This is a genomic window from Clavibacter michiganensis subsp. tessellarius (assembly GCF_021922985.1).
Classification (GTDB): Bacteria; Actinomycetota; Actinomycetes; order Actinomycetales; family Microbacteriaceae; genus Clavibacter; species Clavibacter tessellarius.
The window spans coordinates 3,106,547-3,120,595 of record NZ_CP040788.1 but is presented as its reverse complement, the minus strand read 5'-3'; the positions used below and the strand labels follow the sequence as shown (position 1 = coordinate 3,120,595).

The 14,049-nt window shown below is 74.6% G+C and carries 14 protein-coding genes; 10 read left to right on the top strand and 4 right to left on the bottom strand.

Going from position 1 to position 14,049, the window contains the following annotated elements:
• Positions 1-15 precede the first annotated feature (15 nt).
• Together FGG90_RS14895 and FGG90_RS14890 are read left to right on the top strand one after the other, a co-directional pair.
• Positions 16-591 (top strand): GNAT family protein, encoded by a 576-nt coding sequence (locus FGG90_RS14895; protein ID WP_094126283.1) that lies wholly within the window; start codon positions 16-18, stop codon positions 589-591.
• Positions 592-595: 4 nt separating this feature from the next.
• Positions 596-1,108: a GNAT family N-acetyltransferase gene (locus tag FGG90_RS14890; protein WP_378143316.1), complete on the top strand. Its 513-nt coding sequence runs from the start codon at positions 596-598 to the stop codon at positions 1,106-1,108.
• 40 nt (positions 1,109-1,148) lie between these two features.
• On the opposite strand, the gene FGG90_RS16215 is transcribed toward FGG90_RS14890, so the two are convergent.
• The 3 genes from FGG90_RS16215 to FGG90_RS14880 form a co-directional block, all read right to left on the bottom strand.
• Entirely contained in the window at positions 1,149-1,424 is a 276-nt protein-coding gene (locus FGG90_RS16215; protein WP_094126284.1) for a DUF3892 domain-containing protein, read from the bottom strand.
• A 265-nt stretch (positions 1,425-1,689) separates the two neighbouring features.
• On the bottom strand, positions 1,690-3,219 hold the full coding sequence (locus FGG90_RS14885) for a catalase (protein ID WP_094126285.1): 1,530 nt from the start codon (positions 3,217-3,219) through the stop codon (positions 1,690-1,692).
• A 78-nt stretch (positions 3,220-3,297) separates the two neighbouring features.
• Positions 3,298-3,783 carry a Fur family transcriptional regulator gene (locus FGG90_RS14880; protein WP_094126286.1) on the bottom strand — a complete coding sequence of 162 codons (486 nt, stop codon included), beginning with the start codon at positions 3,781-3,783 and terminating at the stop codon, positions 3,298-3,300.
• 124 nt (positions 3,784-3,907) lie between these two features.
• On the opposite strand from FGG90_RS14880, the gene FGG90_RS14875 reads away from it, so the two are divergent.
• The 7 genes from FGG90_RS14875 (at position 3,908) to FGG90_RS14845 (ending at position 12,350) form a co-directional block, all read left to right on the top strand.
• Positions 3,908-4,897, top strand: coding sequence for an aldo/keto reductase (locus FGG90_RS14875; protein ID WP_094126287.1), 990 nt, complete (start codon positions 3,908-3,910; stop codon positions 4,895-4,897).
• 136 nt (positions 4,898-5,033) lie between these two features.
• Complete coding sequence (locus tag FGG90_RS14870) at positions 5,034-6,578, top strand: Rossmann-fold NAD(P)-binding domain-containing protein (protein WP_094131187.1); 1,545 nt, start codon at positions 5,034-5,036, stop codon at positions 6,576-6,578.
• Positions 6,575-7,615 (top strand): Gfo/Idh/MocA family oxidoreductase, encoded by a 1,041-nt coding sequence (locus FGG90_RS14865; RefSeq protein WP_237583459.1) that lies wholly within the window; start codon positions 6,575-6,577, stop codon positions 7,613-7,615. Before FGG90_RS14870 ends, FGG90_RS14865 begins: the two co-directional genes overlap by 4 nt.
• Positions 7,612-8,622, top strand: coding sequence for a Gfo/Idh/MocA family protein (locus FGG90_RS14860; RefSeq protein ID WP_094126288.1), 1,011 nt, complete (start codon positions 7,612-7,614; stop codon positions 8,620-8,622). The genes FGG90_RS14865 and FGG90_RS14860 overlap by 4 nt, the downstream gene beginning before the upstream one ends.
• A 13-nt stretch (positions 8,623-8,635) precedes the next feature.
• Positions 8,636-9,898 (top strand): B12-binding domain-containing radical SAM protein, encoded by a 1,263-nt coding sequence (locus FGG90_RS14855; protein ID WP_094126289.1) that lies wholly within the window; start codon positions 8,636-8,638, stop codon positions 9,896-9,898.
• On the top strand, positions 9,898-11,157 hold the full coding sequence (locus FGG90_RS14850) for a class I tRNA ligase family protein (protein ID WP_094126290.1): 1,260 nt from the start codon (positions 9,898-9,900) through the stop codon (positions 11,155-11,157). The genes FGG90_RS14855 and FGG90_RS14850 overlap by 1 nt, the downstream gene beginning before the upstream one ends.
• Positions 11,154-12,350: an MFS transporter gene (locus tag FGG90_RS14845; RefSeq protein WP_094126291.1), complete on the top strand. Its 1,197-nt coding sequence runs from the start codon at positions 11,154-11,156 to the stop codon at positions 12,348-12,350. Before FGG90_RS14850 ends, FGG90_RS14845 begins: the two co-directional genes overlap by 4 nt.
• A 72-nt stretch (positions 12,351-12,422) precedes the next feature.
• Here the strand turns inward: FGG90_RS14845 and FGG90_RS14840 are convergent, their stop codons facing one another.
• Complete coding sequence (locus FGG90_RS14840) at positions 12,423-13,262, bottom strand: carbon-nitrogen hydrolase family protein (RefSeq protein ID WP_094126292.1); 840 nt, start codon at positions 13,260-13,262, stop codon at positions 12,423-12,425.
• A 27-nt stretch (positions 13,263-13,289) separates the two neighbouring features.
• On the opposite strand from FGG90_RS14840, the gene FGG90_RS14835 reads away from it, so the two are divergent.
• Positions 13,290-13,964 (top strand): GntR family transcriptional regulator, encoded by a 675-nt coding sequence (locus FGG90_RS14835; RefSeq protein ID WP_094126293.1) that lies wholly within the window; start codon positions 13,290-13,292, stop codon positions 13,962-13,964.
• Positions 13,965-14,049: the final 85 nt, after the last annotated feature.

Genomic DNA, 14,049 nt, shown 5'->3' with positions numbered 1-14,049 from the left:
CGCTAGCCTCGACCCATGGGACCCCGCCTCTCCGTCGTCCGCGAGGGCGCGCTCGACGTCGCCGACCACGAGCGGATCGCGGCGCTCCTGGCGCTCGCCTTCCCCGACTTCGCCGCGGGCTACGCGGGTGCGTGCAGCTGGGCGGGCGCGCAGCCGGAGCTGCGGATCCTCGTGCACGACGGCGACGCGCTCGTGGCGCACGCCGGCATCCGGCGCGTGTTCGTCGAGGTGGGCGACGGCCGGGGCGACCCGGCCGACGACCTGCTCATGGGATCCACGGGCATGGTCGCCGTGCATCCGGACCGGCAGGGCGCGGGCCTCGGCACGCTGCTCGCCGACGGGATCCGCGGTGCCCTCGCGCGCCTCGCCGTCCCGTTCGGCCTGCTCGAGACCGGCGCCGAGACCACCGGCTACTACGCCCACCACGGCTGGCTGCCGCTCGACGGCCGCACCGGCCACTACAACGGCTTCACGCTCCTCGGCGCCGCGGGCGTCGTGCACCAGGACCACGGCTGGATGGCGCTGCCGGTCACGGCGCCCGCCGACGCCCTCCCCGCCGGCGACCTCCACGTGAACGGCCAGCTGGTCTGATCCGATGGACGCCGTGATCCACCGCCTCCGCGCCGAGGACTGGCGCGAGTACCGCGCCCTCCGCCTCGAGATGCTCGAGGACACCCCGCTCGCGTACCTCGAGACGCTCGAGCACGCGCTCGCCCAGCCGGAGTCGGACTGGCGCGCCCGCACCGCTCGCGCCGAGCAGCCGGGCAGCACCGCCTACGTCGCCGTGGAGCGCGCGACCGGCCGCTGGCTCGGCGCGATGAACGCGTTCGTGGCCGCGGATCCCACGCGCGTGATGCTCGTGAGCGTCTACATCACGCCCGACGCCCGGGGTCGCGCGGCGGGCGTCACCGACCTCCTCCTCGACGCCGTGATCGCCTGGGCCCGCGACCGGCCGACGGCCCGCGCCGTGCGGCTCGAGGTCCACGAGGACAACCCGCGCGCCCGCGCCTACTACGAGCGCCGCGGCTTCGTGCTGACGGGTCGCAGCGTGCCGTACGCGCTGGATCGCTCGCAGAAGGACCTGGAGATGGAGCTGCCACTGGTGTGACCGATGACCACTGGGCAGCGTCAGGATCGCATGCGGGCGTTCAGTAAGTTGGTAGCGCCAAGAGGTTGTTCGTTTCTCGTCCGTCCGCTTCGGTTCGAATGTAAGCCGAGCCATACATGGGACGTGCCACGCGAACGCGGACTCGTGTCGGAGACTCGACGTAAACTTCATTTCCTTGGTCAATATACGTGACCATGACTGCGACAGAGTGCTGGCCGGTCTGGCCAGTATCGGACATGCGCCACCGGACGCTCTCGATACGATCGTACCGACGTTCTCCGGCACTGAGGTGAATGGCCGTGATCACAGCACTCATGAATGGACTCCTGGGTCGATTGATGCCCTGACTTTTAACGAATCTCGCACTAAGGAAGGACAGCGGCAATCCCCCAAAAAAGGGCGCATAAGTCGCCTGCTGCCATTTAGTGTGCACATAGACGCAGTGTTCAAAGTCTTGTCGTCGGTCAGGATTGCAAATCTCGTTACCCAAGACGCATACCCAGCGACGCACACGACGACGCCCGCCCCCTCACCGAGGGGACGGGCGTCGTGTCACGCGATCAGCGGATCACCGCCGCGGCTCAGTGGGCCGCGACACCGACCTCCTCGGCGTCGCGCGTCGGGCCGGGGGTGGCCTCGGCGACGGGCGCGGATCCGGCGAGCGGCGGCAGGCCGGCGGCGACGGCCGCACCGAGCCATGCGTCGACGTTCGTCCAGTACTGGATGACGCGGGCGCGCAGCTCGGCCGTGGTGACCTTGCTCACGTGGCCGACGATGTTGCCGACGAGGCGCTCGCGCTGGGCGTCGTCCATCGACTCGTTGACGAGCATCCGGGCCTGGACGAAGTCGTCGTCCTCGGGGTGCAGCGTGGCGGCCGCGCGGACGAGCTCTCCGTCCTGCTCCCAGCCGGCGCTCTCCGCGGCGCGAGCCGGGTCGGCGTGCGCGCCGCCGTGCGAGTTGGGCGCGTAGACGGGCGTGCCCGCGTCCTGGAACGTGTATCGCCCCTGGCCGTCCTTCGAGTAGCTGTGCACGGGCGACTTCGGCGCGTTGACCGGCAGCTGCGCGTGGTTCGTGCCCACGCGGTAGCGGTGCGCGTCGGCGTAGCTGAAGATGCGCGCGAGGAGCATCTTGTCGGGGCTGGTCTGGATCCCGGGGACGAAGTTCGAGGGCGCGAACGCGGCCTGCTCGATCTGCGCGAAGTAGTTCTCCGGGTTGCGGTTCAGGGTCATGGTGCCGACCTCGATGCGCGGGTAGTCCTTCTGCGACCAGACCTTGGTGAGGTCGAACGGGTTGAACCGGTACGACTTCGCCTCCTCGTAGGGCATGATCTGCACCTCGAGCTTCCACTCCGGGTAGTCGCCGCGGTCGATGGCCTCGGTGAGGTCGCGGATGTGGAAGTCGGCGTCCTCTCCCGCGATCTGGTCGGCCTGCTCCTGCTTGAGGATCTCGATGCCCTGCTGGGTCTTGAAGTGGTACTTCACCCAGAAGCGCTCGCCGGCCGCGTTGATCCACTGGTAGGTGTGCGAGCCGAAGCCGTCCATGTGGCGCCACGAGCTCGGGAGGCCGCGGTCGCCCATGAGCCAGGTGACCTGGTGGGCGGACTCGGGCGAGAGCGTCCAGAAGTCCCACTGCATGTCGTGGTCGCGGAGGTGCGAGCCCGGCAGGCGCTTCTGCGAGCGGATGAAGTCGGGGAACTTGATCCCGTCGCGGATGAAGAAGACGGGGGTGTTGTTGCCGACGAGGTCGTAGTTGCCCTCGTCCGTGTAGAACTTCAGCGCGAAGCCGCGCGGGTCGCGCCACGTGTCGGGGCTGCCCTGCTCGCCGGCGACGGTGGAGAAGCGCGCGAGCATCTCGACCTCGGCGCCGGGCTGGAAGAGGGAGGCGCGGGTGTACGCGCTCACGTCGCCCGTGACGCGGAAGGTGCCGAACGCGCCGCCGCCCTTGGCGTGCACGACGCGCTCCGGGATGCGCTCGCGGTTGAACTGGGCGAGCTTCTCGACGAGGTAGTGGTCGTGGAGGGGGATGGCGCCGTCGGGGCCGACGGAGAGCGAGTGCTCGTCGCTGGCGACCGGGGCGCCGGAGTCGGTGGTCGTGTACTTCTGGTCGGTCATGGTGTTTCTCCTGTCAGCGGTGGAACGGGGAGGTGCTGGCTCGGGTCATCCGGCCGAGGGGCGGGCCGGTGGCGACCGCTAGGTCGCGACGGTGGCACCGGGATCCGCGGATGCGGTCCGGCAGGCGGGGCACAGGCCCCAGTACGTCACCTCGGCGCTCGCCACGAGGAACCCCGCCGAGTCGGACGGCGCGAGGCAGGGGGACTCCCCCACCGCGCAGTCCACGTCGACGATGGTCCTGCAACCTGTGCATACGAGGTGATGGTGATTGTCGCCCGTCCGGCGCTCGTAGCGCGCGGACGATCCCGCGGGCTCGATGCGCCGCACGAGCCCCGCGGCCGCGAGCGCGCCGAGCACGCCGTAGACCGCCTGGATGCTCGTGCCGGGCAGCTCGCGCTTCACCGTCTGGAGCACCTCGTCGGCGTCCGAGTGCGGCCGGGCGTCGACCGCCTCGAGGACGGCCACGCGCGGCCGGGTCACGCGGAGGCCCGCCTCCCGGAGCGCGGCGCGCAGGGCGTCGGCATCCAGGGGCGGCGCGTGGTGGTGCGCGTGGTCGGCGGGCATGGCCGCAGTCAAGCACACTTCCCTTGAATGGTTCAAAAAAAGCGGACCGGCGGCGCGTCGCGGTCGCGGGACGTGCCTAGGCTCGAGAGGCGGCCCATCCGGCCGCAGGAGAACGGAGCACCGCATGAAGCACATCCACACCGGCACGGGCCTCGACGTCGGCCGCATCGGCCTCGGCTGCATGGGCATGAGCGCCTTCTACGACGGCGCCGGCCAGGACGAGGCGGAGTCGATCCGCACCCTGCATCGCGCGGTCGACCAGGGCGTCACCCTCTTCGACACGGCCGAGGCGTACGGGCCGTTCACCAACGAGCGCCTGGTCGGATCCGCGCTCGCGGGCCGCCGCGACGACGTCGTCATCGCCACCAAGTTCGGCCTGCTGAAGCACGCCCCGGGCAAGGACGCGGAGGACTACGAGCGCGGAATGGACAGCTCGCCCGCGGGCATCCGCATCGCCGTCGAGGCCTCGCTGCAGCGCCTCGGGACCGACCGCATCGACGTCCTGTACCAGCACCGCGTCGACCCGGCCGTGCCGATCGAGGAGACCGTCGGCGCGATGAAGGAGCTCGTCGACGAGGGCAAGGTCCTGCACCTGGGGCTCTCCGAGGCCGGGCCCGACACCATCCGCCGGGCGCACGCCGTGCACCCGATCTCGGTGCTGCAGAGCGAGTACTCCATCTGGACCCGCGACCCCGAGGCCGGCGTGCTCGAGGTGCTGCGCGAGCTCGGCATCGGGCTCGTCGCGTACTCGCCGCTCGGCCGCGGCTTCCTCACCGGCGCGATCACGAGCGTCGCCGACCTCTCCGAGGCCGACTACCGCTCCTCGTCCCCGCGCTTCGCGGAGGAGGCCTTCGCGCAGAACATGCGCATCGTCGACGCCGTGAAGGACGTGGCGGGCGAGCTCGACGCGACGCCCGCGCAGGTGGCGCTCGCGTGGATCCTGGCGCAGGGCGACGACATCGCCGTGATCCCCGGCACGAAGCGCGTCAGCCGCCTCGACGAGAACGTGGCGGCCGACGCCGTGACGCTCTCCGCCGACCAGCTCGCGCACCTCTCGTCGCTGCCCACCCCGGTCGGCGACCGCTACGCGGACATGGGTCCCGTCGGGCGCTGATCCGCTCGCATGAGCGCGGGCCCGGTCGCCTCGGCAGCCGGGCCCGCGGATCATAGGGCCCACGAAGAGTTCGCGCAAATCTCGTCGGGCCGGTTCCGCCGGGCCGGACGCGTACCTAACCTCACGTGACGTGAACATGCTCTCGACCACGTCACCCGCAGGAACCGCTCCCGCGACGGCCCGCGATCGCAGCATCGCCGGCGTCGCCGATCCCCGCCCCCTGATGGCCGCGCTCGACGCGACGGCACGTCAGCTGGGCCTGCTCCCCGACCCCGACCGTCCGGCCGCGCCGGACGACGGCGACGGCGACGCCGACGCCGACCTCCGCGAGCGATCGTGGACCGATCCGACGGGCGGTCGCGCCCACGTCGGGATCCACCTCGGCGGCGTCGCCCCGCGCTCCCTCCTCCCGGCGAACCCGCGGAGCCGGGCGTTCCACGGGATCGTCCGGGCCGACGACCCGGAGGTCGCGGAGCTCCTCCGCGACGCCGTCGAGCGGCACGACCGGCGCCTGTCCGAGGAGGAGCAGGCCACGCTCTCCGCCGCCATGCCGATCCTCGACTGGGCCGCGCGCACCCACCCCATCGCGCCGGGCGGCTGGCGGATCGTCTTCCGCGACCACCTCGTGGAGAACTCGCTCGGCTTCGTGCGCGCGCTGCTCGCCGCAGGCATCGCGCCGGAGGAGGTGATGGTGCTCGACAAGGGCGACCGCACGCTCAACCGGGCGCGCATCGCCGCGACCCTGCGCGCCCACGGCGTGGACGTGCGGAAGCTCGACAACGCCGCCGTCGACCGCACGGCGTCGGGCGCCGAGGCCGCGCGCGCGGAGGAGTCCGCCCGCGCCGTCGACCGGTTCGTCGCCGACGCGCACGGATGCGGCCAGCGGGTCGCGATGATCGACGACGGCGGGCTGCTCGGCCTCACCGGCGCCGACGGGCGGTCCGTGCTCCAGCAGCGCCCGGACGCCGCGGTCGAGCTGACCGTGAGCGGGCTCAAGCGCCTCGCCCGCAGCCCGCTCGCGCGCGACCTGCCGGTCGCGAACATGGCGCGGTCCGAGGTGAAGCAGCGCATCGGCTACAACGAGATCGCCGACTCCTGCATCCGCCGGCTGCGCGAGGCCCTCCGCGGCGAGAAGCTCATCGGGATGCGCGTCGTGAGCGTCGGCTTCGGCTCGCTCGGCGCGCGCATCGCCCGTGGGCTCCGGGCCCTCGGCTGCCGCGTGGTCGTGGTCGACACCGACCACCTCCAGCTCATCGCCGCGGCCGAGGACGGCTTCGAGACGACCCCGTCGATCGGCGAGGCCGTCGCCATGGCGCCCACGCTGCTCGTCTCGAGCACGGGCGAGCCCATCGCCGACGCGGCGACGCTCCGGGCGCTGCCGCGGACGTCCTACGTGACCGCGTTCGCGACCGCCGACCTGTCGGCGCTCGCGGACGGGCCGGACGACGGGCCCGTCGTGCTCGGCGACGGGCGGTCGTTCAACCTGCACCGGTTCGAGGGGATCCCGAACGGCGGGTACGACATGTACCGCGCGGCGACGTGGATCGTCCTCGGCCGCCTCATGGAGCGCGTCGAGGCCCGGCCCGGCGCGCCCGTGCCGCTCGCGGACGTCGACGGGTGGGTGCGCACCTCCGGCGTCTACGAGAGGTACTACGAGCACCACTTCCGTCGGGGCGCGTGAGCGTGCGCGTCACCGTGGTGGGCGGCGGGCGGATCGGCCTGCTGCGCGCCTCCCTCCTCGCCCGCATGGGGCACGAGGTCACGATCGTGGATCCGCACCTCGACCCGCGCGCCGTGCCCTGGCCGACCTCCCCCGACCTCGCGGGAGCCCCCGCGGACCCGGCCGTCTGGATCATCGCGACGCCGACCGCGACGCACCTCGACCGGCTGCGGGAGATCGTCGCGCGGTGCCCGGACGCGGCCGTGCTCGTGGAGAAGCCCGTCTGCTCGCCCGAGCAGCTGGACGCGCTGCGGGCGCTGATCGCGGAGCACCCCGGGGTCGTGCTCGAGGTGGCGTCGCAGTACCAGGACAGCATCGCGATCCGGGCCCTCGGGCACGAGGCGCGGATCCGGCCACGGCACGCGCTCACCGTGAGCTTCGTCAAGGACCGGCGGCCCGACGAGGCCCGCGGGCGCTTCACCGACCGGATCGCCGGTGTGCTCGGCTACGAGTGGCCGCACCTCTACGCCATCGCCCGGGCGCTGGGCGCGACCGGGGACGACCTCGTGCCGACCGATCCGGACGCCCGGCGCCTCGAGCTCGTCGACGAGGGCGGGTCCCTCGTCGAGGCGCGGTTCGCCGCCGTGTGCGCCGACGGACGGGACCTCGTGCTCCACAGCCGCATCGCGGGGGCATCCCCCTCGGTCCCGCTCGAGCCCGACGACGACCCCGCGTGCGACCCGGCCAACCACCGGGTGGTCCGATTGTCGGACGGGCGGGAGCGGATCACGCTGTGGCTCGCGCCCTCGTACGCGGACGAGCGGACCTTCCCGCGCGCGCGGACCGCGCTGCTCGTGCACGAGACGCCCGACGGCCGGCGCGTGCGGACGATCCCGGACGACCCCTTGCGGGTGTCGATGCGGGACGCGCTGCTGCGCCTGGTCACACGGCGCCCGCGGCGCATCGACGTCGACCTCGACATGATCGAGCACACGCGCCTGCTGCTCGGCTCGCGCGCCGTGCCGGTCGTAGGCGGCGACGCCGGGTCCCGCGCGTGACGGCCCGGGACGTCGGGCTCGTCGGCCTCGGGGCGATGGGCGCGACGTACCATCGGCTCCTCCGCACGGATCCCGCGCTCGCGCCCCTCGTGGGCCGGCTGCGGATCGGCGCGCGCCGCCTCCCGCCGGGCTGGCGGCCCCTCGACCCGCGTGACGAGGCGGCGTCCCCCGACGCCGTGCTCGACGACGCCTCGCTCGAGGCCGTCCTCATCGCGACCCCGCCCGACAGCCACGAGGAGCTCGCCCACCGCGCCCTCGACCGGGGCATGCACGTGCTCGTCGAGAAGCCGGCCGCGCTCACGGCCGCGGGCGCGCGGGCGCTCGACCGGCACGCGGCGTCCGCCGGTCGCACCCTCCAGGTGGTCAGCCAGCTGCGCCGGGTCGACGAGGTGCGGCGCGTCCGGGAGAGGATCCGCGCCGGCGACCTCGGCCGGATCCGCACGGCCCTCGTCGAGCTCCCCCTCTGGCGGTCCGACGCCTACTTCCGGGCGTCGGCCGCCCGCAGGAGCCACGAGCTGTGGAACCTCGCGTACCACCAGCTGGACCTCGCGGTCTGGTGCCTGGGACCCGTCGACCGGATCTCCGTCACGGCCTCCCGGGCGCCCCGCCGCGGGCCCGGCGCGCGGCAGGGCGCGTTCACCGCGGCGCTCGAGCACGCGTCGGGCTGCCTCACCACGGTGCGGTACACGACGGAGGCCTTCCCGGGGCGCGCGCCCCGGCTGGCGTTCGACGGCACGGCCGGCTCGGTCGTGCTGGAGTCGGAGACGACCGTGCTCGACCTCGCGCCGCCGCCCGACGAGGTCCCCGACGCGGGCCTGTACGCCCGCGAGCGATCCGCGACGACCGCGCCGTCGGACTGGCTCGCCCCGCACGTGGTGCAGCTCCGCGCGTTCCTCGCCGACCCCCGGGCGGCGTCGCCCCCGCGCCTCGACGCCGCCTCCCTCCGCACCGTCGACCTGATCGACCGCCTCCAGCAGCACCTCCATGACACGAACGCACCTCTCTAGGAAGGGATCCACCATGCCGTCCACCGCCTTCGCCATCGTCGAGGACGAGTTCTCCCGCGACTTCCTCCAGCACCCCCTCGACGCCCTGATCGCCGCCACCGTGCTGGGGCGGTCCGGGCACGACGTGGTCATCTGGGACCAGCGCGTCGCCGCCGAGCCGCCCGCCGGGACCGACCCGGACCACGTCGTGGTCGTCACCGCCATCGCCGACCGCGCCCAGTGCTACCCGCTCGACCTGTCGCCCGTCCGGGCCTGCGTCGCCGGCCTCCGCGAACGCTGGCCCGCGGCCGACGTGATCGCCGTCGGCCCGCACGGCACGCAGCTGCCGCAGGCCACCCTCGACGACCTGGGGGTGGACTTCGTCGCCCGCGGGGAGTCCGACGCCGCCGCGATCGGCGCCGTCCGCCTGCTCGAGGCCGGCGGCACCCCGCTGTCGCGCGTGCTCCCCTTCTCCGGCGTCTTCCCGCCGCTCGGGCCCGAGGAGATGCCCGTGCCCGACTACGAGCTCATCGACCCCTCCCTCTACACGGCCGAGACCTTCACCGACGGATCCCTGCACCGCAGCACGTGCGGCATCGCCCTCGGGGTGCGCGGCTGCACCTACGGGTGCACGTTCTGCCACCTGCCCTTCGGGACGCGGATGCGCGCCGAGCCGGTCGAGACCACGCTCGCCTCCATCGAGCAGCAGACCGCGCGCGGCGTCTCGGACGTGTTCTTCCTCGACTACGTCTTCGGCCTGCACAAGACCTTCTACACCGAGCTCTGCGAGCGGCTGACCGGCCGCGGGGTGAGCTGGACCGGCCAGACCCGCACGGAGGTGGTGCTCCGCACCGACGTCGAGGCGTGGGCGGAGGCCGGGTGCCGCGGCATGTGGCTCGGCGCCGAGTCGCCGGCGGTGAGCGAGACGGGCGTGGGCAAGCGGATCCCGGCGGAGAAGATCCAGCTCGCCGTCGAGAAGCTGGCGGACGCCGGGATCACGCCGTTCGCCTTCGTGCTGCTCGGGCTGCCCGACGACCCGACGTGCCGGTCGGGCGAGATCGTCGACTGGGCGGCGACCATCCCCGGCTACTTCGGCCTCAACCAGCTGTTCCTCCGGCCGGGCACGCCCCTCTACTCCGAGGTCGCCGACCGCTACTCGCCCGACGGCCCGCCGCGGGACTGGCACGGCGTCGACCGCATCACGCAGCGCTATAGAAAGGAGTACCCGGCCGACCTCGACGACCTCGAGCGCCGGCTGCAGGCGCTGCCCAACTACATCGGCAACGCGCTGTACTGATGGGGCCGGGCGCCGTCATCACCGTCCCGCCCGCGTCCGCGCACTCCTACGACCACGCGGGCTGGGCCACGGACCTCGTCGTGGCCGGGGCGCTGGGGGCGATCCTCGGCGCGGGCGTCGGCGGCCGGGCACCGGCGGTCGTCGCCACGCGCGACGAGCACAGCATCCCCGCGCTCGCGGCCGGACCCCCTCCGCCGCTCGCGCACCTGGCGGCCCTCGCGCGGTCCGTGGCCGGCGGGGACGTCGTCGTCGGATCCACGGCGCAGCCCGCGGTCGCCGACCACGCGCGCACCGCGTGGGATGCGCTCGCGGCGCAGGGCGCGCTCGAGCGCGGGGTGCACGCGCGACCGCGGTGCTCCCGGTGCGGGGCGCTGCCGGACACCACCGCGACCTCCGCCTGCGAGGGGTGCGGGAGCCCGGCCTCCCCGGGCGACGGCGAGCCGAACTGGTTCCTCCGCGTCGCGCCGTTCGCCGACGGGATCGCCGCGTTCCGCGAGCGCGTCGCCCTCCGGGGGCCGGCCGCGGCCCTCGGGCGCGCGAGCGCGGCGCCGCCCGCGACGCTGAGCGTCTCGCGGCCGGCGTCCCGCACGGGCGGGCACGGCGTGCCCGTGCCGGGCGACCCCGGCCAGGTGATCCACTCGGGGTTCGTGGCGGCGGCGAGCTACCTGGCGCCGCGGCCCGACGCGGGGTGGGCGGAGTCGGCGACGCGGATCCAGGTGCTCGGCAAGGGCCTGCTCAACCTGCACCTCACCCTCGTGCCGCTCCTGTGCCAGGCGCTCGACGCGCCGACCGCCGACGTGCTGCACGTGCACCACCACCTGCGGGTGGAGGGGCGGTCGCCGCGGGAGGCGGCGGCCGCGGGGATCACCGCCTCGGCGCTCGTCGAGCGGCACGGGCCGACCGCGGTGCGCTGGGGGATCCTGCGCCTCGCGCTGGCCCGTCGCGACGCGTCGCTGCTGCTCCGCGACCTCGCGGCGCTCGGGTCGCGGGAGGCGCCGCGCGTCGCCGCGCTCGCCGGGTCCGGGTCCGGGGCTGCGGGCGCGGGGACGGACGCGTCCGCGACGCCCGGTCCGCACGGGGACCCCGCGGCCGGGCGGCGGACGGCGGCGCAGCTCGCGGCCCTCGACCTCGGCGGGCTCACCCGGTCGCTGCTGGCCGCGCCGGACCGCGGCGGGCTCGACGCCGTCGCGACGGGGACCGACCGCGCGCGGCTCGACTCCCTCGTCGCCTGGGTCGTCGGCGCGGGGGCCCGCCCGTGACGCGGCTGCCGCGCCGTCTCCTCGCGCTCCTCGTCCTCGTGCGGGCGGCGGGCTTCACGTCGATCGTCGCGGTCGTGTGGTTCCGCGAGCTCCACACGACGAGCGAGGTCGCGCTGATCCTCACGGCGGCCGGCGTCGGATCCGTCGTGCTCCCCGCCGCGGCCGGGCTCCTCGCGCCGCGCCGCGCGCTGCGTCCCCTGCTGATCGGCACGCTGGCGCTCGACGGGGCCGCGCTCCTCGTCCTGCCCGCCGCGGTGGGGGGATCCGCTCTCCTGCTGGCGGCGGTCATGCTCGTCGTCGGCGGGGCGGCGGGACTGGCGCGCTCGCTCATCGGCACGCTCATCACGGTGCAGGTGGAGGGGGATCGGCAGGCGCGCACGCAGTCCGCGATCTCGTGGACGGCGAACGTCGGCGGCGTCGTCGCGACGGGCGTGGCCGGCCTCGTCACGGCGGCCGGGATCGGCTACGCGCCCCTGATGCTCGTCGAGGGCACGCTGCTCCTCGTCGCCGCGCTCCTGGTGCCGCGGCCCGCCCCGGGTGCGGCGGGGGGCCCCGAGCCGAGCACCGACGCGGCGGGCGTCCGGTCGGCGTCCGCGGTCCGTCGCCTGGGCTCGCCGCTCCTCGTCGCCCTCGCCGGGACGGCGCTGATGCAGGGGCTCGGGATCCAGTTCGCGCTGACGACCGCCACGCCGGGGTCGTACGTGTACGCCGCGCTGACCAACGTCGTGCTGCTCATCGGCCTGCAGCCGCTCGTGCTCCGCGTGGTGCGCGACGAGCGGGCGCCGGCCTACCTCGTGGCCGGCTTCACCGCGGGCGCGCTCACCGCGGTCGCGACGGCCGCGACCGACAGCTGGCTCGCGTTCGGCGTCGGCTGGACGGCGTGCGAGCTGCTCGTGACGGCGGGCATGGTGCCGACCATCCTCGCCCGCGTGCCCGCCGCCGACCACGTGGCGGCGCTCGGGATGGTGGGCTCGTCCTGGGGCCTCACGGCGGCGATCACGCCCGCGGTGTCCGGGGCCGCGGTCGCCGCGGTCGGCACGGCCGGCAGCTGGGGCGTCCTCGCGCTCGTCGGCGCGCTGGGCGCCGTCGGCCTGCCCGCCGCGGCGGCGCTGCGGGCGTCACGGGAGTCACGGGAGTCACGGGAATCTCGCGTGCGCGGACGCGGAGCGCCGGCCGGTCCCGCGCCGGGCTGAGCGGGAGGCGGAGCGGGAGGCGGAGCGGGAGGCGGAGCGGTCGCGGCTCCGGGATCCGTTCCGCCGTGGGGCTCAGCCCTGCTGCTCGAGCCCCCGGCGCCGGTTCGCGAGCACGGGCAGCGTGCCGCGCGCGGTCTCGACGGCCGACGGGTCGACGTCCACGACGAGCAGCTCCTCCTCGCCGCCGAGCCGGTGCAGCACCTCGCCGAGCGGGGAGACCACCGCGCTCCGGCCGATGCCCGTGGGCGCGCCGCTCGCGGGGTCGTGGCCGCGGGATCCGGCCGGCAGCGTCGCGGGGTCGCCCTGGCCGACCGCGACGACGAAGGTCGTGGAGTCGAGCGCGCGGGCCCGCAGCAGGAGGTCCCACTGGTCGGCCTTGCCGGGGCCGGCGCCCCAGCTCGCGCACACGACGCTGACGGCCGCGCCCCGGTCGGCGCCCGCGAGGAAGAGGGCCGGGAAGCGCACGTCGTAGCAGGTGGCGAGGGAGGCGCGCGTGCCGCCGACCTCGATCACGGCGACCTCGTCGCCCGGGTCCACGGCGTCGGACTCGCGGAAGCCGAACGCGTCGAACAGGTGGATCTTGTCGTAGGAGCCGGCGCCCGCCGCCTCCGCACCCGAGGGCCGCGCGACCAGCAGGGTGTTGCGTACGCGGCCGTCGGCGCCGGGCGTGAACATGCCCGCGACGATCACGACCCCGAGCCGGTCGGCGACCGCCCGCACGCCGGAGGCCCACGGCCCGTCGAGCGGCTCCGCGACCTCCGGCAGCGGGTTGCCGAACGCGCGCTGCGCCGCCTCCGGGAACACCACGAGCTCGGCGCCCTGCCGAGCGGCGTCCTCCGCGAAGCGCTCGATCCGTGCGAGGTTGTCCGCGGGATCCGGGGAGCTGATGATCTGGGCGAGCGCGATTCTCATGGTCCTCCTGTGATGTATACATAGCGTATGCGAGAACGGGCGGGCGATCCAGGGTCACCGGCGAGCGCCCTCTCCGGCCGCGAGCGGGCCTACGAGTTCCTCCACGCGCACGTCCTCACCGACCCGGACCAGCAGGGCGCGTTCCTCAACGAGCAGGAGCTGGCCGAGCGCATCGGCGTCTCCCGCACGCCCGTCCGCGAGGCCCTGCTGCTGCTCGCCGCCGACGACCTGGTGGAGATGATCCCGAAGCGCGGCGCCCGCATCCCCGTCATCACCGGACGCCAGATCGCCGAGCTGATGGAGCTGCGCGGGGTGCTCGAGCGGCATGCCGCCACGAGCGCCGTGGAGCACGACCGCACGCCGCTCGACGCGATGCGCGAGGTGCTCGAGCAGCAGCGCGCGATGGTGGCGAGCCCGCCGCGCGAGAGCGGCCGGGAGTTCATCGAGCACGACCGCCGCTTCCACCAGCTCCTCGTCGACGCGGCGGGCAGCGAGCTGATGAGCCGCACCTACGCGAAGCTCCGCGCCCGGCAGATCCTCGTGGGCGTCGAGGCGCTCTACCGCGCGACCGACCGGCAGGACCGGGTCTGCGAGGAGCACGCCGGCATCGTCGACGCGCTGGCCGCGGGCGACGCCGAGGCCGCGCGCGGGGCGATCGACCGGCACCTCGCCGTCACGCTCGACGTGCTGCTGCGCGCCTGACGCGGTCCCGCACGCGCGACCGCCCCGCACGCGCCGACGCCCGGACCCCGCGGCGGGGATCCGGGCGTCGGCCGAACAGGGCGTG